Source organism: Streptomyces sp. NPDC052396, from assembly GCF_044593195.1.
GTDB lineage: Bacteria > Actinomycetota > Actinomycetes > Streptomycetales > Streptomycetaceae > Streptomyces.
Genome location: NZ_JBIUAW010000031.1, coordinates 1 through 17,326, shown reverse-complemented (window position 1 = coordinate 17,326; position 17,326 = coordinate 1). Strand labels below are relative to the sequence as shown.

The window sequence follows — 17,326 nt, the reverse complement described above, 5'->3', positions numbered from 1 at the left end:
GGTGGGGGGTTGGGGGGGGGGCGGCGCCGGGGGGGGGGTGTTGGTTGCCACTGGCTTGTTCCGTTTTTGTCCACCGCCGGTTTGGGGTGCTGCTGGGCCCTGGACGCGTCAGCGTCCAGGGCCCAGCAGCACCGCAAGCCATTGAGGCTGTCGCCCCGTAGGGGCGTCCGCGCTTTTCACGCCGGCGCGCCGGCCCGCGCCGGAGCGAAGCGGAGGCGCGGGCCGGCGCGCCGGAGCCGACCGCATGACGGCGGGGCAGTCACCCCCGGAGGGGGTGTCCGATTCGCGCGGGGGTGCTGGGTGGTGGCGGGAGCGTCCGCCACCACCCGGCTGCTGTCAGAACTGCGTCCGAACCGTCACCTTGTCGGCGTCGTCCGGCAAGTCGAACTCGATGGCGTTGGGCTGGACCTCCAGGTCGAACGCCACCTTCTGCTGACCGTCGCGCGTCTTGTAGATCCGGCCCTTGGGCTTGATCCGCCCGGTGTAGGCGACCATGCGGAACTCGTCCACACGGCAGACGTCTTCCCATACCTTCATGCCGTTCACCGGCTTGTTTGCCTTTTCGGCACGCTGCTTGACCGCCTGAGCCTTCGTCTTCAGTGTCTTCACCTCGTGCTTCGGGTACTTCTTCACGAACTCGTCAACCTGCGCGTCGGGCACCATTACCGTGTGCTTGTCGTAACTCGGCATCTGCTGACCGTTCTGGTAGTAGAAGTCGCCGGTGAACACGAGGACGTTGGCGATCGCCCACTTCCGGCCTTGGTCCGAGACGCCGTGCACGCAGCCGAGGAGACGGCCGACGTAGCGGGAGTTGGCGTATCCGTTGCTGACCACCTGGTCGAAGTTGAGTGTCATTACCTGCCCTTTCGTTGTGGAGTCTTGCCTGGCTTTGGCCGTCGGTCCGGGGGATGTGCCGTCCCCCTCTGACAACAACAACTTTACAGGTACTCGACTCATTCGGCAAGTAAAAACCTCCGAGTGATCTCACTTTTTCTGGCTGCCCGCACCGGAGTTCTCCGCTCCGATTCGTGATGGCGGCTCCGCCAGGCTTGCGCCTGACAGGCCACGGGCAAGCGCTGGGCGCCCGGCGCAAGGGGCTGGGGAAGTGTTTGCCGAAAGGTGATCTGCGGGGCGAGAGTAAGAAGGGGGGCCATTACACTTGTGCCAATGGAGAGGGCTACTGCCCTCACCGCAGCGAAGCGCCCCTCGGCCCCCCTTCTTGCTCTCGGAGGGGCCCCGCTGATCACCTTTCGGTAAAGACTTCCTCAGCCCCGAAACCACCGGGTAGCATCGCGGCCCTTTCCGCCGCTTGCGGCGGAGCCACGGCGCTTGCGCCGTGCCCTTCGCCAAGCCACCGGCCGCTTGCGGCCCACCCTCACCGAACGCGACCACCGCCTGGAGATCTTCGGCGGCCTGCTCGACGGGATGTACGACCCGCAGGGTTCGGGCAAGGTCCTCTTCGTCGTGTTCGCCGTGATGGCAGAGGTCGAGCGGGAGTTCATCCACGAACGGACCTTGGCCGGCCTGGACACTGCCGCCGCGAACGGCAGCCACGGCGGCCGCCCGCCGGCCGTCGACATGCCCGCCGTAGCACTTCGGCGCCGCGACGCCAACGAATCCGTCACCTCGATCGCCCGCCGCGTACGACGAAGCCGCCGCGACCACTGCCGCCCGCAGGCGCGGGAGTGTTCCGACGATGCAGGACTGGGCGTTCCATGTCGGTGCGCTGCGGATGGTGTGGTTGAAGGTCCTGGAACCGAACCGGGGCGGGAGCGCAGCCTACGAGAAGGCTGGGTTTCGGCACTCCGGATGGCTTCGCTAGGCCGTTTCGTTCGGATCATCTGATCGTTGGTCTGGTGTGTCGCTGACTGACGCGCAGTGGGCGCGGATCGAGCCATTGCTGCCGGACCGGACGCCGAAGCGGGGCGGGCGCTGGCGGGATCACCGGCAGGTGATCGACGCGATCGCGTTCGAGTACCGCACGGGCACGCCCTGGATGGACCTGCCCGAGCACTTCGGGTCGTGGAAGGGTGCCCACAACCGGCTGCGGATGTGGGCAGCGGACGGCACCTGGGAGAAGGTCTTCACGGCCACGTCCGGTGGCGTGGTGTAACGACGGCCACTCGGCGATCTGTTGCTGAGGTTATGCGGTGAGCTGTGCTGGGGCTTCGGGTTCGTTGTTTTCTGACTCGATTGGGTGGAGGCGGGCTTTGGCGAGGAGTTCGCGGCCCATGTAGCGGCGGGCTTCGGTCCATTCGTCGTTAGTTCCTCGAATAATGGGCCCTGCATCTTTGCCACGAAGCGCCGGGAAGAGCAGCCCCGATCGCCTCGACCAGGCCCGCGTGAGCGTCGGAGATGACCAGCTGGACGCCGGACAGGCCGCGGGCGACCGGAGACCGCAGGAAGGCCAGCCATCCGGCCCCGTCCTCCGAGGAGGCGACGTCGATGCCGAGGATCTCGCGGTAGTCGTCGGCGTTCACCCCGGTCGCGACGAGCGCGTGGACGTTGACGGTGCGGCCGCCTTCACGGACTTTCTGGGTCAGGGCGTCCAGCCACACGAACGTGTACGGGCCGGCGTCCAGCAGGCGGTCGCGGAACGCGGCCACCTGCTCGTCCAGGTACCGGGCCATCGCGCTGACCTGGGATTTCGATAGCTGAGTGACACCAAGGGACTTGGCAAGTTTCTCGACGCGGCGGGTGCTGACGCCCAGCAGGCGGTGGCAACCACGCTGATGAGGGCCTGCTCGGCCCGGCGGCGGCGCTCGAGCAGCCAGGCGGGGAAGTAACTGCCCTTGCGGAACTTGGGGATGGCCAGTTCGAGTGTGCCGACCCTGGTGTCCCACTCGCGGGGACGGTAGCCGTTGCGGTGGTTGACGCGCTCGTCACTGACCTGCCCATATCCGGCCCCGCACAGGGCGTCGGCCTCGGCGGACATCATCGACTCGGCGAAGGTCTTGATCATCGTGTGGAGCAGGTCGGGACTCACCGAGGCCAGGTTCTCCTCGGTGAGTGCGTGCAGGGGCAGACTGTCGGGTGCGGTCATCGTGCTGATCTCCTTTGAGACTTGGTCGTCTTGAAGATCAGCCGGTGGCCGTCTGTCTATGTGGACCCTCACCCCGTTACCGGATCAAACCCCCGGAACGGGCGGGAACCCGTACACCACTTCCGTGGACGCAACCCTTACGGCGGCCGCTCGTTGGCCGCCCTGCCTGGGCGTAGCCCTGCATGAGCCTCGGTCGGTCCAGGTGGTCCCAACTGGCCAATGAGGCTTGCCTTCAGACGAAGCCAATGTCGCCGAGATGGGTTGATATGAATACGCGCCGCGTCTCTGCCCCAGCCGCTGGGGTAGTCCGAAGCCGTTTGCGGCAGGATGCACTCCCATGACGGGTGGGAGAAACAACCTCGCGGAACTGCTCCGACGTGCCGGGCTGGACATAGTGGAACGCCGGCAAGTGGAAGACGTCCTGCCGCCGCGAGCCGCGTGGCGACCCGTGATCGCGGCCCAGGCCACACCGACCGTCGTCGTGTAGGCAGACCGCCCCGGGCAGCCGGAGTTCATCACCCTCTCCGCCGACGGGGACACACTGCTGGGAGTGACGACCGAGGAGTACGAGGTCTGGCCCGTCGCCGTGGAAAAGCTCAAGCAGCGGCAGGAGGCATCCGCGCAGGCCACCGCCCGAGAGACCCCCAGGAGCAGGAAACGGCCTGGGCATCGCTCTTGCAGGGACCGAGGCCCCGGAAACGACTGGCCGAGAGATGGGCGCACGGACTGGCGCATAACCCTGCCGCTCCTGAAGACGTCCTGCGGAGCCTCTTCGGCCACTCGCACTACCTGCCATGGCGCCAACTGCCGGCTTCGGTCGTGGACGCGGCCATAGAGCACCCGGACTGGAAAGTGCGCAGCCTCTTCGCCGAGGCCCAGCCCAGCCTCACACCCGGGCAGTGGACCCGGCTGATCTTCGGCGAGCAGGATGACAGGCATCGCTGGATCCTCACCCTTCTCGTGGCGGACCGTCGCGCTGAGCTCACCGAGACGGTCTACGAACAGCTCGCCGGCGATCCTTGCGCCCGGATATCCGTGAGGAGGTCACCCGTTTCCCCGGACTGCCGGCACGCCTGCTCGCCGCCTTGGCCGCCGACCCCGATCCGGCAGGGCGTCGGCTTGCCGCCCTGCATCGCCGTACCTGGATGGCCTCGCACGGCAGACGTTGCTGACCGACCTCGACGGCAGGGTGCGCACGGCGGCCCTGCTGCGGCACCACCAGGATCAGCCCGTGACCCGGGCGGTCTTCGAAACCGATGATCTCGAGGACGACGTGGTGCAGACCTGCCGTCTTGAGCACGGCCTCGCCGAGCACCTGGCCCACCACGGTGAACCCGCCCAGCGCCGCTTGCTCGCGGGCAACCCGCACCTGGCCCCGGACCTGGTCGCTGTCCTCGCCCTGGACCCGGACGACTCCGTCCGCCTCATGGTGTCCACACGCCCCGACCTCACCGAGGCCCAACGGGCAGAGATCCATATCAAACTTGACCCGGGCATCCGCTCGTACCCGCTCGACTGGGTCGTGGCACTCCATGACGACGCCGACGCCATGCGCCGCCTGGCGGCCTCGTCCCACCTGCTGGTGCGCAGAAGCGTGGCCCGCGCCAGGCACCTCCCGCCAGACGTTGTCGACCTGCTCGCCAGGGACGAGGACCGCGTCGTGCGGTTGTTCCTCGCCAAATCCTGCGACGACGCACCCGCCGACCTGCTCCTGAAAGTGTGGCAGTGGTGGGCCGGCAGCCTTTCCTACCCGGACCGGCCTCACGGGCACCCGAATTTCCCCCGCCACGACTTGCTCAGGTACGCCGAGGAGCCCAACCCGCACCTGCGCCAACTCGCACTGGATGACCCGGAGTCGACGGTTGAGCTGGTGGAGCGGTTCAGCCGCGACACCGACGAGGAAGTGCGGCTGCGGGCCGCGAAGGATCCCCGTCTGACAAGAGCATCGGCTGTACGACTGCTCGACGACCCGCGCGAATCCGTCCGCCGGGCGGCGTGCAGGCACCCCCAACTACCCACGAGGGTCTTGGTCCAGCTGTTGCGAGACAGCGATACGGCCGAGATCGCAGCCGGCCATCCATCGCTGCCCGTGGAAGTGATGCGGAAGATGGTCCAATGGCTCACCGCCTGAATCCCGGCTCCTGCACAATCGCATGCCAGCATCAGGCTCACCTTGGCGCAACCTCAAGCAGCCATTCCGCTCATGGAAGGGCCGGCCGCCCGCGTTCGAGGCTGTGCCATCAGAGACCTGATCCGCGACCTGGTCGACGCCTCGGCCGTGCCCACGGAAGCGTTCCGCTGCAGTGCCAACTGAGGGCCGTTCGGCAGGGGCCGTGCCTCACCTACAGGGATGTTCCGGCGTCTTGTTGCTCCGCGTGCGAGTCACAGAGAGCGCAAGCCATCGCCGGATCCGTCTCGGCGATGGCGGCGTTCGGCCAGCGTAGCTGTTGGCACGACATAGGGTGAGTGACGTGAGAACAGTCTCCACAGCAGCAACGCCAGTCAAGAGATGGCAAAGGAGTCACTAAAGCGCAGGTCGCGAAGTGTCCGTCCCGCAGGCGCGGGGGTGTTCCGTTGTCCGACCCGAACGGATGCGGGGGCAGGATGTCCGTCCCGCAGGGGCGGGGGTGTTCCGAAGGTGGTGCGGTGGATCGAGCTGGACGGACCGTCCGTCCCGCGGGCGGGGTGTTCCATCTTGCTGATCTACCCGGAACCACCGGTACGGGTCCGCCCCTCAGGCTCGGGGATGTTCCGCAACGGGCCGGTCGGGGCCGCAGCTTGTTTTCAACCTTGGCGGGCTGCCAGGGTGCTGCTGGCGCCGAGCCGGAGGCTGTTCAGACATTCGATCGTCGACCGGCGGGGCGGGTTGGCAGACTGCTCGTCATGAGCAACTCGTACGCGCAGGCAGTGCTGAGGACGACGGACATCGCCGAGGCACTGCGAGTTGTTGGGCAACTGCTTGATCTCGCTGACACCGGGCAACTCGAAGTCGACTTCGAAGCACGGGTCTCCACGGCCGACGAGCTGGAGCGGTTGACCAGAGTGATGCCGGATGCTGACTGGTGGTCCTACGGGGCCGACCAGCACGGCTCCTCGCGCAAGGGTGACTCCCCGTCAGAGTGTCTCCCAGTCTTTATGAGCAGATGGTGCATGGCCCCGGAGGCCGTGGAGGCGTTCTTGGCTGCGGCAGGGAACGTCCCAGCCATGGTGCGCTGGGATTTCAGCGGCTGGCCCGAGGCTCCTGAGGTCGGCCTTGGCTGCGGGGGTACCAGAGGCGCCTACGTGACAGTGTGCGTGAACGTCCGCGACCTCTACCTTGAGGAGCCCTCGACGGACCACACGGTGTACGTCCACGTGAAGCGGATCGAAGCCCGACGTGCCACCTGGCTGGCGGCGCAATTCGGCCTGCAGGTCATCGGCGAGTTGCAGATGGCACCCCTCTGAGCCGCCTCTACGACGGGGGCATGGCCTGCGGGTGATGAAGTTCCGATGTCACTAGACAGCGGAACGGCCCTGGCGTGATCATGCGGGTTGCGAAGCACCTGATCACTGACCAGGGCCGTGTGGGTGAGTCTGCTGGACGACGCCGACCGCGTCGAGTTCCTGTTCGTGTTGTTCTGCTTCCGAACGGGCTTCTTCGGCTGCCTGACTGCCCGGACGGATGCCCTGTTCGAGATCACCGACGCGCTGCTGTGCGCCGACGGATTGCGCAGATGTGACCTGAAGCACACCTTCTGGCTGTTCAGGCAGACGCTAATTCGTTGATAGCGGCACCGGTTGGCTTCTGGAAGTCAACCGGGCTGTTTGAAGGGGATCGTCATACCTTCCCGGGCCCCGGCCCACGAGGCCTTCACTGAGAGTGGCGGGCGGCCCTACCTCGTCCAGCCGCGGGACACCGGTGTTGTGGCTGTGTGGTGTCGAAGGCATTCCTCAAGCAGAAGCGGTCCGCCGAGACTTCAGCCGAGAGGGGAGTCCTTCGGTATCTGGGTACAGCGATGGACTGTCGACTCGGACAATTCACTTTTGTGGATGGCGCGTTGACGGTGGCGCGCTCTGTTCCGCACGGCCCTTGGAAGGTGATGCTCCGCGAAGGACAGTGATGACCTACAACGCCCCCGACCTGGCCCGTCTCCCGTCAAAGCCGTCGCCATGGACATTCACCAGCGCGTACTGCTTTTGAAGAACGAACGCGAGAATGGCGTTGAAGATGTGGCCTCGCCTTCCGGCTCGACACGGTTCCGATAACGATCGCGGACAGGAGGTTCGACCGCTTCGATACGCACTATGAGGATATCGGCATGTGGCCATTGCCGTTACCCTTCACGGATGCCCGTTCGCCAGTACGCCTACTTCGCCCTGACCAGCCCGCACACCTCTGCGAATGAGATGGCCTCGCTGCTGAACATCACGCCTGATGAGGTGACAGTCCGGGACAGCCGCTCAACCGAGCCGGTAGTGGTGCCGGTTACTCATCGCTGGAAGGTCTACTGCCGGGAGCCGGACCTGGGGGTCGACGAGCAGATCGCCCACATCCTCAATAAACTTCGGCCGCACACAGACCTCATCCCCAAACTCGCTGGTCGTCTGACCGCAGAAGGCGGCGGAGCGGTTCTTCAGATCGTGCGCTACTTCAACGGCATCGAACGGGATCAGCTGCCCGATCGGCCAGGCGATTCGGACTCTCCCAACCTCTTCGGCTGGCACTTGGACCGACATGTCCTGGAATTTATCAGCGCCGTTGGTGCCGAACTCGACGTCGACGAGTACGACTTGAGCGGACGAGGACGCCTGACGGGGTCGCTTGAACCGTGCCCAGGAGTGAAACGCCTACCGGAAGGACGTCCTCAGTGCCTGACATCCAGTTCCGCCGCAGCCGCGACGTGGACGAGGTTCGCCGAACAATCCTGGATCTCCACGTCGAGGTCCGGGGCGACTTCGGGCTCCTCGACCGCCCGTTCAACACCGTAGAGCGGTTCGACGAGCGCCTGCTTGCCTACGCCAAGCGCCCTGGCTGGGAGACCGTCGTCGCAAGCCTGCCCAGTGGAGAACCAATGGGGTTCTGCTTCGGCACCCCACTCGGCCCCGACACACGATGGTGGGCCTCAATGATCACCCCGCTGCCCGACGGATACACAACCGAGACCGGCGCCAGAACCCTCGCCTTCCAGGAAATCTGTGTCCGCAAAGCCTGGCGCGGCCGTGGCGTCGCCCAACGCCTTCACGACGAACTGCTCGCGGGGCACACCGAGGAACGCGTGACGCTCCTGGTGAACCCGGCCGCCGGCAACGGCAAGGTGAAGGCCGTCTATGAGAACTGGGGCTACGAAGAGGCCAGCAAACAGCAGCCTTTCAAGGACTCACCGGTCTTCGCAATCATGACGCGGCCCCTCCGACAGCTCTGACGAGTCTCACCCCGCGCCTCCAGCATGTGTCCCGCGCCTGCGGGGGCGTTCCGGAGCCCCCGTGGAGCACATCGACCGCGCCGCGTCCGTCCCGCGCCTGCAGAGTGTTCCGGCGTCTTGGCGTTCCGCACGCGAGGCACAGAGAGTGCAAGCAATCGCCGGATACATCTCGGCGATAGCGGCCTTCGACCTAGCTGTTGGCACGGCCGTAGGGTGAGTGACGTGAGAACAGTCTCTACAGCGGCAACGCCAGTCAAGAGATGACAAAGGAGCTACTAAAGCGCAGGTCACGAAGTGTCCGTCCCGCAGGCGCGGGGGTGTTCCGAGGTCCCCGACCTTGTCCGCGCCGCCCAGGAAGTCCGTCCCGCAGGCGCGGGGGTGTTCCGCCGTACCACTCGACGACCTGGCCGTGCGCACATCCGTCCCGCACTCGCGGAGAGGCTCTCAGATGTCACCGCTCTCAACACTGAGGCCGCGGGCGTCGACGTCGAACACCTCGCCCGCGTATGCGCCCTGTCCGTGGAACAGCCGGAGGTTTTACTGGACTGGCTCATCCAGGCCGGAACTCTGGCCGGCTGGAAGCGGACGCCGCAGTCCGGAGTCATTGTGTGGCACTTGTTGCGGCGAACGCCTTCATGACAGCTGATACGCGTTAGCAAGGCTCGTCAGACAGGAGCGAGTTGAGGTGCCCATGCCCCGCACCCACAACTGCTGGGCATTTGGCTGGTGCGAGGTGGCACGGCGGATCAGCCCCTGATTGACTGGCCGCTGATCGCTCGCAGGCTGCGTTGGGTGTTCCCTGGCACCGCACGGCCCAGCAGGTGTCCAGCGTCCGGTGCCAGCCATGAACCATGGCATGACCACCTCGAGCCCGATCTTCCGGGCGCCTGTCGCCGTGCATAGGGTGCAAGACGAAAATCGGCGCAACGGGTGGGTGGGGGCATCATGGCGGATGTGCAGCAGCGTAGGGCCGGGATCGTCGAGTACTGGCGGGCGGTGGAACTGTTCAGTCCGCAGAAGATCCCGGCCGTCTCCGTCCGGGAGCGCGTCTTCCTGGTGACCGCCGATGACCCACTGCCGTGGGAGGAGGGGCATCCGCTGCGGTCGGTGCCGCTGGAACCTGGCTACGCGTGGCAGCACGTGGTCTATGGCGGTGCGTACCGGCTGCGGGCGGTGCGCGACACGCTTCTCGCTGTTTTCGGGGAGAGCGAGGAGGACCACGACGGTCGGATGGACGGTGAGAGCGCCCTGTTCGCCTTGACCGTCACCGATGAGGGACGGCTGCTGCTGGACTCCCCTGTGGTGTCCGCCTGTGCTTGGGCCACTGGCCGGGCCCTGGCACCGGGGCCGGGCCGCAAGGGCTGGTTGGACGGCTTCGATGACGAGGCTGCGATGTGGCTCGCCCGGGCCGCCGACCTCGGTGACGTCCCCGCAAGCGAGCCGGCGGCTGCCGCCCACGCGGAAGACGACTGCGAGGACGAGGACCTTGAGGATGGGCCGGACGACGATGACGATGCCGAACAGGTGGGATCGCGCCGCCTCACGGCGAAGGACCTGCTCGGCTTCGTCCGCGATCTGACGGCGGCCTGGGGGCTCGAGGAGACGCTGGCACCTGGCGAGGTACGCGTGCGCAGCACGACTGTGCGGGTGCAGCAGACGGCCGACGCCGATCAGCAGGACTTCCTGAACAGTTTTATCGCCGGCGATCTGGGGCTGGTGGCAGAGGTGTTGCGCACGAGTACGCCCGGCGCGGGCCTGGCCTCCTACCTCACCCCGTCGCAGGAGGTGAACACCGCGTGGAGGGTCGATCTGCGCAGCCGGCCGCAGGCCGCGCTGGATGCGGTCGCGCCCTTGTCCACCCCGCAGGGCCGATGGCCTGCTGAGCCGGAGCATCCGCTCGCGCTGAGCCAGCAGTTCGCCGTGAACACCCTCTGGTCCCAGCTTGGCGAGGCGAGCGGGTTGTTCGCCGTGAACGGGCCGCCGGGAACCGGCAAGACCACGATGCTGCGGGACTGCTTCAGCGCAGTGATCACGGAACGCGCCCGCAGACTGGCACAGCTGCGCCTGCCTTCCCAGGCTTTCGCCGACCACAAGCCGTACACCTGGAAGAGCGGCAACTACACCCGTACCGTCACGCCGTTGCGGGCGGAGTTCACCGGGTTCGAGATGGTCGTGGCCTCCGCCAACAACGGGGCGGTGGAGAACATTTCCACCGAGATCCCCGCTCGTAGGGAGCTTGGCGCACCGTGGCGCGCGGAGGCGGACTACTTCGCCGAACAGGCCACTCGACTGCTGAGGGGAACGCCCGCGTGGGGTGCGGTCGCGGCCCGGCTGGGGAACAAGAAGAACCGCATGGAGTTCATCAACCGGCTCTGGCACGGCAAGTACAAGATCACGGACGAGGGCGCGGCGCCGCCCGCCTCGGGCAGGCTCTCCCGTCGGCGTGACGCCTGGGTCGACAGTGAGCGGGGCGTGTCCCAGCTGCTGCGGGAGTGGATGAGCACGCCGCAGAGCGGGGTGTGGCGGCAGGCCAAGGAGCGCTTCCAGGCGGCGCTCGCCGAGGTGGAGCGGTTGCAGGCGGACCGGGCGGCGGCTGCGGCCGCCCTGGAACAACTTCCCCTGCTGCACTCTGCGTTGGCACGGGCGCAGCAGGCGATCGAGGGCGCGGCCGAGCGGGAGGCGTACTGCCAGCAGGCCCTCCCGGTGGCAGACAGCGCCCTGGTGCGGGCGCAGCGTCTGCTCGGGCAGGCGCAGGAGGAGCGGGAGGGGCACTTCGCGCGGCGGCCGGGCTTCGTGGTGAGCCTGTCCACCCTGGGGCGGGCCGGGCGGGACTGGCATCACCGGGACCAGGAGCTCGCGGCCCGCGTGCAAGAAGCCGAGGGTGCCTGTGTTGCCGCGCAGGCCGCGTGCGAGGCGGCGCACCAAGCTGCTTCCCGGGCCGTCGCGGAGCATCTGGCGTGTTTGCGGGCACGGCAGGCGGCGGCCGCCGAACTGGCTGCACAGCAGGATGTGGTCGACCGGGCGCGGGCCGTGTGGGGCCCGCATGTGCCGGTGCAGGAGTGGCTGTCTGATGACACGGCGCGGGAACTGGCTGCTCCGTGGGGGGATGAGGAGATCGCCCGGGCCCGCAGCGAGGTGTTCTTGGCGGCGCTCGGCCTGCACGAGGCGTTCCTGCGCTGCACCGCGCGCACCATGTACGCGAACTTGATGGCCGCCATGGATGCGGTGGCCGGCAGCGTGCCCTGGACCGTGAAGAAGGATGCTCTCCAAGCGGCCTGGCAGAGCCTGTTCCTGCTCGTTCCCGTCGTCTCGACGACCTTTGCGTCGTTGGACCGTGTCGTCGGGCGTCTGGGGCAGGAGTCCTTGGGCTGGCTGTTCATCGACGAAGCCGGCCAGGCCACAGGACAGATGGCCGTCGGCGGCATCTGGCGCGCTGCGCGCACCGTGGTGGTCGGTGACCCGCTCCAGCTCGAGCCGGTGGTGGTGCTGCCGTGGACCGCTCAGCGGGCCCTGGGCCGTGAGTTCGGCGTGGACGAGCAGTGGGCTCCCAGCCGTACCTCGGTCCAGCAACTCGCCGACCGCACCAACCGCTATGGCACATGGCTGCCGGCAGAGCTCCCTGACGGGCAGCAGGAAGTGTGGGTGGGCAGCCCGTTGCGCGTCCACCGCCGCTGCGACGACCCGATGTTCTCCGTCAGCAACGCCATCGCCTACGACAACCTCATGGTCTACGGCACCCCGAAGCGCGGCGACTACCGTTACCGGCCCCGCAGCTGCTGGGTGCACGTGACCGTGAGTGAGGCCGACGGGCACTGGATTGCCGAGGAAGGCCGGGCGCTGCGCGCTGTGGTGGAAAAGCTCCGCGATGAGGGGGGTGTCGATCTCGCCGAGGACGTGTACGTCATCAGTCCGTTCCGGGCCGTGGTCCGTGGGGCTGAGCGGGTCTGTCGCGGGCTGTTGCCCGAAGGGCGCGTCGGCACGATTCACACTACCCAGGGCAAGGAAGCCGACGTGGTGATCGTGGTGCTGGGCAGTGATCCGCGTCGGCCCGGTGCGCGTACCTGGGCAGCTGCGCGGCCCAATCTCCTCAATGTTGCCGTCAGTCGCGCCAAGCGTCGCCTCTTCGTCATCGGCGACCGCGATGCCTGGCGCGACCAGCGCTTCTTCGCCACGCTCGCTGATGCGCTCCCGGTCCACACCTGGCGGCGATAGACCGGCATCAGGGCTCCAGGCCGCCGCCTGGGCGGGATCCCTTGGCCATGGCAGCCGACGGACGGGTAAATCACCGCTGGCGCCGTTTGCGGCCCTGCTGAACTCCCGTGTGGCGATCAGTCCTTCCACGGGATCGGAGATTATCGGACACGCTGCGCCATACGTGCTGACGGATGCGGCCGCACAAACGGTTTGTCGCACCCGGTTATCTCATGACGCTCACTCATCCTCGGGGAGTAAATCTGCGAGTACCGGGTGTGGGCCGGGGAGTCGGTCTGCGGCGGTCAGCATCATGGTGGCCGCTTCCTGGACGAGCCGTTCCAAGGACAAGCTGCTGCGTGAGGTGGCGGTGTACGACATCAGCCGCAATTCGTCGACCCGGTGCATTTGGTACTCATCGTCGGGCGGCAGGGAGGCAAAGAGCTCATGCCGCGGGCGGGTGCGCAGGGACTCCGCGACCGCCTTGAGTCGTAGTCCGTCCATCGGGCCGGTACAGCCCGTGTCGCTTTTGCCAAGGTCGAGGATGGCTGCGTGAATGCCGAGTTGGATGAGCACTTCGGTAAGCGCTCTGCCGGTGCGCGCGTCGATCTGCCACGTCCGGAAGCGCTGAGTCTGCTCATCACCGGCACCGGTCATGTGGCTGACCGAAGCGACGATCCGAGTGGCAAAAGCTGCGGACGCAGACCAAGGATCATTGGAGCCCGGACTCGCGGTATCCATCAGGGCATTGTGCATGGGGGCCAGCCATCGCGCACCCATGCACATGGTGCCTGTCAGACGCATCTCAAGTAGAGGACGTCACCGTCTGCGGCACCGCTGTCCCTGCTGCCGCCGTACACGATGGCCCCGGTGGTGATGGTCTTGTAGCCGTAGTTCGGGTACTCACGCTTGTACTCACAGTGGACGCTGGACCTCGCAGTACGGCGTGGCGGCGGGCAGGCGTGGTTGCGGCCCGCATCACCAGCCGGGGCCCACTGCTGGGGGCCGGGCATCCAGATCCACAGTTCCGCCTCCGTGGTGCACGCATCCGGCCTGTGCGGCGTGCAATGGTCGATCCCGCCCACTCCCGTGACCACCCCACCGCTGTAGTGCGGCTTTTGCGCTATCAAGTCACAGGTAACCGTGTCCTGGCCGCCTGCAGGTCCCACCGTGACGACGGGCTTCGGCTTGGGCGGCTGAGGGAGGTGAGCCGCCGGCGCCGCATAGGCGAGCGACGTGGTGCCCGCAAGCGCCAATGCGGCGAGCACAGTCGCTCCCGACCCCAGGAACTTGCCTCGTCCGTTCATGATTGGCCTCTCCGTCCAGCAATCCAAACGAACCTGACGACTCGTCAGGCTAGTCGGACAGGTAACCGCCACAACACCGGGCCAGAGCCTTCCGCTCACATTGTCGGAATAGCCACCCACGACGCTTGAAGCCTTTCAACTCCCTACGCACCGTAGGTCTTCTTCCACCGCCTCTGGTGGTTCCGATCGCCTTGGCCGGCACCGTTCACGCTGGCTACAGCTGCCAGCAACGCGCCGTTGTTCCAGAGGCCGAGAAGGTCGCGGTGTATGGCGACGATGCCGTTCGTACGCGCGAAGTCCTCTGCCGGGCGGCTCAGCCGGGTCGTCGTCACGAAGACGGCGACATCCGCACCGAAGTGGACCTTTGACCCCAGCAGGTCACGCAGCTCACGGCTCGCGATCGAACTCTTCGGCGCGTAGCGCTTGCACTGCACGACCATGGCTCGCCCGTCCGGCAGCCGACCGACCACGTCCGCTCCCTGATCACCGGCGCCGCCCACCCTGCGGACCTCCGAGCAACCGTCACGACGACAGAGTTCCGCGACCAGTTCCTCGAACTCGGTCCCGGACATCTTGTCGACGTCGGCCAGTGTCCTGTGACCAGCCTTCACCGCCTCCTGCCGACGCCAAGTCCGGTCCCGGCTCCGCAGCAGCCGGTCGGTCCGCCACAGCCGCCACCCCAGCGCGCCCAGACCGCCTGCCACGCCCACCGCCAGGAGGTACGGCCAGACCACCGATCAGAACACCACGCACCCGATCAGCAGCAGCACCCCGCCGACTAAGCCGGCCTTGGCTATAGCCTCCCGTCTGCGCCGGACCGCAGAACGTCGTCTCCGCCGGTTCGTCATCACGGCCCCCCTCGTCCGACCCGCTGGGTAGTGTGACGAACAGACGTCTCACTGGAGAAGACCGCGGTCCGGCCCCGGCACCACTCCCCCACCCTGAGCTGCAAGAACAGACAGCCATCTGGTTGCAGCTTTAGTTGCATTCACCTATGTCCGGCGGCATCCGCGGTCCCGCTCACTGAGGCTCCGCTCAGTTCCGGTTGCCTACGCGGCAGAGCTTTGCAGAGCACATGGCCTCCAGCGACTCTCCGGCGGTCCAGAGGGCGTTGCCCGTAAGGTGGACCACGTGCGACCACCGGACACAGCAGGGCCATCGGCAAAGAAGATGCAAAGGCGTCACTAAAGCGCAGGCCAGAAAGGGTCCGTCCCGCACTCGCGGGGGTGTTCCGCCAATCTTCTCCTCGCGTTGGATTACGTCATAGTCCGTCCCGCGCCCGCGGGGGTGTTCCGGATCAATTCACTGCAGCAGCGTTAAACGGAACCCTCGTCCGGAACTGCAGGAGCAGGCCGTCAAGTTCCTTGACTTAGCGGCGAGTTCGATGATCTTGTTCACGTCCATCGACGTGACCACCATGCTGTGGCAGATGGCCACCGACGGGTGGACAGTGCGGGCCGACGGCCTTGCCGCGATCAGCCCCCACTGGTGCGACAACGTCCTACACTTCGGCGACTACGACACTTCTGCGCTGCACATCCCACCCGGCCGGTAAGAACCCATGCTCGACCCCGGAGACGCGGCATGACCAGCAGCCGCCCCGAGCACCCCGCCCCCGCCCAGGCTCAGGACCAGTCCGCCGACGACCTGGCTGACCTGCTCCAGGACCGGTTCGGCGATGTCCTGGACGATGACGGCTACGAATGGACCCCAAGGTGACTGCACTTGCCCGGGCACGGCTTGCCTCGCTCCTCCTGATGGCATTCGCCTTTCTGGCCTTGTGCGGGGGACAGCCTGTTCACGCGGAAGACCAGAAGCGGGCCAGCGACAGATCCTGGTGGCTTGTGGTGTCTCCCGGCCCCGACGGGAACGAACCGGAGGGCGCCCCGGAAATCGCACCTGGCGCCGCCGTGTCGCTCATGCTCAGAACCAGTGGGGGCCTGCTCCCCAAAGGCGAATCCTGGACATTGCAGTCGCCGGCCTTCGTTTCCGATGTCCCCGTGAGCAGCACGGATGCCACCACCATTGGCAAGAGCCTGAAGTGGAAGATCATGACAACGGCGCACATCCGCCGCGATGCCGAGCCTGGCTCCTACCCCATCACCGTCCCGAGGCTGCACGACGCCAATCATCGTCCCCTTCGGACATCGATCACGGTCAGCGACTCCGGACGGGGCGCCGCTGCTGCCCGTCATACGAATGCGCCGCTGTGGGTGTACGTCTCCACGATTGGCTTGGCGGCCGTTGCCCTCTACGGTTCGGCCTGGTGGCTTCTGCGGCGGAACCGCCGCGCCCGCCAGTCCGCCGAGTAGTCAGACAGCCCGGGGTTCCCATCGAATCTATTTGCAAGGAAACCGCCGCGTTCCAGGCGCTCGCATCGGCCGCCTGCCCGCTCCTGGTCGCCGTCGACCTCGCTGAAACCCGGGTCGCAGCCGTGCGTGAGCTGGCTGCTGCCCTGGCCGAACGGCACGACGGTCACAAGGTCCGGCTCCTGCTGCCGGCTCGGGGACTGGACGGTTGGTGTCCGAGCCTGCACCGCTACCTGCGCGCCCACCACGCCGGCCTCGCTGACACGATCTTCCGCGTCACACCAGACGACGCCTTTGACGGCCACAGCGCCGAAGATCTCTCTGTTGAGGCCCAAGTCGCCTTCGCCCGCCGCATCCGGCTCCTGCAGAAGACCGGGCACGGGGATAAGACCTGGCAGCGAACCGTGGTGGCCGACGCCCCGTGCGAGTATGGCGAGGGCGTCGAATATGACTGGCGGCAGACCGTCATCTACCACCACATCGCAGCGCTCGCCGACGTTCTCGCCCACGCCAACCCCGACTTCCTCACTGCACGACCGGCCCATCGACGTCCTCGTCGCGAACGAGGAGGAATACCTGCGCCAGATCGCCGCAGCTCGCATGCCGGGCGAGACGGTCAAGGAGAAACTCATCCGCAGCCTGATCGTTGCCCAGTACCTCGCCGGTGCCCAGACCGCCCAGGACGGGAAAGCAGCGATCCGCGCAGGGCTCGAAGCCTGCCACCACGGACATGAAAGCCCAGACGCCCGTGAACTCGCGCGGTTCGACGGCCTGCTGGCCGCCGCCTACCCGTCCACCGACGGAACCCACTGGGGCTCCATCGGCCAGCCCCTCGCCGCCACCTTGCTGACCAATGTCGAACAGGACAACGGCGACGAGTTCGTCGAGCACTTCCTGCAGCACGACGCCCTCGACGACGCGCAGCGTCACCAGGCCGTCGACGCCGTCGCACGTGCCGCCCAAGAACAGCCGGATCTGGGCCTAGACGAGTCTTTCCGAATGCCTGCGGGCATGAGGCGAGGGTGCTCAAGATCCGTTTGTGACGACGAACTTGACCACCCTCGTGACCGCACT

At 66.8% G+C, this 17,326-nt stretch carries 17 protein-coding genes and 1 pseudogene; 11 read left to right on the top strand and 7 right to left on the bottom strand.

Features of this window, described 5'->3' with window-relative positions; genetic code table 11:
• Positions 1-336: 336 nt before the first annotated feature.
• On the bottom strand, positions 337-855 hold the full coding sequence (locus ACIHFE_RS34300) for a hypothetical protein (RefSeq protein WP_400112966.1): 519 nt from the start codon (positions 853-855) through the stop codon (positions 337-339).
• Positions 856-1,329: 474 nt separating this feature from the next.
• On the opposite strand from ACIHFE_RS34300, the gene ACIHFE_RS34295 reads away from it, so the two are divergent.
• Together ACIHFE_RS34295 and ACIHFE_RS34290 are read left to right on the top strand one after the other, a co-directional pair.
• The gene (locus ACIHFE_RS34295; protein WP_400112963.1) at positions 1,330-1,845 is read left to right on the top strand and encodes a recombinase family protein; all 516 of its coding nucleotides are present in this window, start codon (positions 1,330-1,332) and stop codon (positions 1,843-1,845) included.
• 13 nt (positions 1,846-1,858) lie between these two features.
• Positions 1,859-2,113, top strand: a complete 255-nt coding sequence (locus tag ACIHFE_RS34290) for a transposase (protein ID WP_400112962.1) — start codon at positions 1,859-1,861, stop codon at positions 2,111-2,113.
• Between the two features lie 151 nt (positions 2,114-2,264).
• Here ACIHFE_RS34290 and ACIHFE_RS34285 read toward each other — a convergent pair.
• Positions 2,265-3,043 (bottom strand): annotated as a pseudogene (locus tag ACIHFE_RS34285) (IS256 family transposase); the annotation flags it as partial.
• A 1,231-nt stretch (positions 3,044-4,274) separates the two neighbouring features.
• Between ACIHFE_RS34285 and ACIHFE_RS34280 the strand changes: the two are divergent.
• From ACIHFE_RS34280 to ACIHFE_RS34255, 6 genes are all read left to right on the top strand, one after another.
• Entirely contained in the window at positions 4,275-5,174 is a 900-nt protein-coding gene (locus ACIHFE_RS34280) for a hypothetical protein (protein ID WP_400112961.1), read from the top strand.
• Positions 5,175-5,926: 752 nt separating this feature from the next.
• Positions 5,927-6,487: a hypothetical protein gene (locus ACIHFE_RS34275; RefSeq protein ID WP_400112959.1), complete on the top strand. Its 561-nt coding sequence runs from the start codon at positions 5,927-5,929 to the stop codon at positions 6,485-6,487.
• Positions 6,488-6,610: 123 nt separating this feature from the next.
• On the top strand, positions 6,611-6,808 hold the full coding sequence (locus tag ACIHFE_RS34270; protein WP_400112956.1) for a hypothetical protein: 198 nt from the start codon (positions 6,611-6,613) through the stop codon (positions 6,806-6,808).
• 519 nt (positions 6,809-7,327) lie between these two features.
• Positions 7,328-8,011, top strand: a complete 684-nt coding sequence (locus ACIHFE_RS34265) for a DUF4279 domain-containing protein (protein ID WP_400112955.1) — start codon at positions 7,328-7,330, stop codon at positions 8,009-8,011.
• Positions 7,900-8,445, top strand: coding sequence for a GNAT family N-acetyltransferase (locus ACIHFE_RS34260; RefSeq protein WP_400112970.1), 546 nt, complete (start codon positions 7,900-7,902; stop codon positions 8,443-8,445). Before ACIHFE_RS34265 ends, ACIHFE_RS34260 begins: the two co-directional genes overlap by 112 nt.
• Before the next feature lie 945 nt (positions 8,446-9,390).
• Positions 9,391-12,657 (top strand): DEAD/DEAH box helicase, encoded by a 3,267-nt coding sequence (locus tag ACIHFE_RS34255; protein WP_400112953.1) that lies wholly within the window; start codon positions 9,391-9,393, stop codon positions 12,655-12,657.
• Positions 12,658-12,876: 219 nt separating this feature from the next.
• Here the strand turns inward: ACIHFE_RS34255 and ACIHFE_RS34250 are convergent, their stop codons facing one another.
• From ACIHFE_RS34250 to ACIHFE_RS34240, 3 genes are all read right to left on the bottom strand, one after another.
• Entirely contained in the window at positions 12,877-13,377 is a 501-nt protein-coding gene (locus ACIHFE_RS34250) for a hypothetical protein (RefSeq protein WP_400112951.1), read from the bottom strand.
• A 53-nt stretch (positions 13,378-13,430) separates the two neighbouring features.
• Positions 13,431-13,943, bottom strand: a complete 513-nt coding sequence (locus tag ACIHFE_RS34245) for a hypothetical protein (RefSeq protein WP_400112949.1) — start codon at positions 13,941-13,943, stop codon at positions 13,431-13,433.
• A 143-nt stretch (positions 13,944-14,086) separates the two neighbouring features.
• The gene (locus ACIHFE_RS34240; RefSeq protein ID WP_400112948.1) at positions 14,087-14,677 is read right to left on the bottom strand and encodes a restriction endonuclease; all 591 of its coding nucleotides are present in this window, start codon (positions 14,675-14,677) and stop codon (positions 14,087-14,089) included.
• A gap of 566 nt (positions 14,678-15,243) precedes the next feature.
• Between ACIHFE_RS34240 and ACIHFE_RS34235 the strand changes: the two genes are divergently transcribed.
• The 3 genes from ACIHFE_RS34235 to ACIHFE_RS34225 are packed head-to-tail and all read left to right on the top strand — an operon-like array spanning position 15,244 to position 16,255.
• The gene (locus ACIHFE_RS34235; protein ID WP_400112969.1) at positions 15,244-15,498 is read left to right on the top strand and encodes a Tn3 family transposase; all 255 of its coding nucleotides are present in this window, start codon (positions 15,244-15,246) and stop codon (positions 15,496-15,498) included.
• Positions 15,499-15,527: 29 nt separating this feature from the next.
• A complete protein-coding gene (locus ACIHFE_RS34230) occupies positions 15,528-15,662 on the top strand; it encodes a hypothetical protein (RefSeq protein ID WP_400112945.1) in 135 nt (44 codons plus the stop codon).
• Positions 15,659-16,255 (top strand): hypothetical protein, encoded by a 597-nt coding sequence (locus ACIHFE_RS34225; RefSeq protein WP_400112943.1) that lies wholly within the window; start codon positions 15,659-15,661, stop codon positions 16,253-16,255. Before ACIHFE_RS34230 ends, ACIHFE_RS34225 begins: the two co-directional genes overlap by 4 nt.
• Here the strand turns inward: ACIHFE_RS34225 and ACIHFE_RS34220 are convergent.
• Complete coding sequence (locus ACIHFE_RS34220) at positions 16,195-16,761, bottom strand: hypothetical protein (protein WP_400112941.1); 567 nt, start codon at positions 16,759-16,761, stop codon at positions 16,195-16,197. The genes ACIHFE_RS34225 and ACIHFE_RS34220 overlap by 61 nt on opposite strands.
• A gap of 16 nt (positions 16,762-16,777) precedes the next feature.
• Entirely contained in the window at positions 16,778-17,182 is a 405-nt protein-coding gene (locus ACIHFE_RS34215) for a hypothetical protein (RefSeq protein ID WP_400112939.1), read from the bottom strand.
• Between the last annotated feature and the right edge of the window lie 144 nt (positions 17,183-17,326).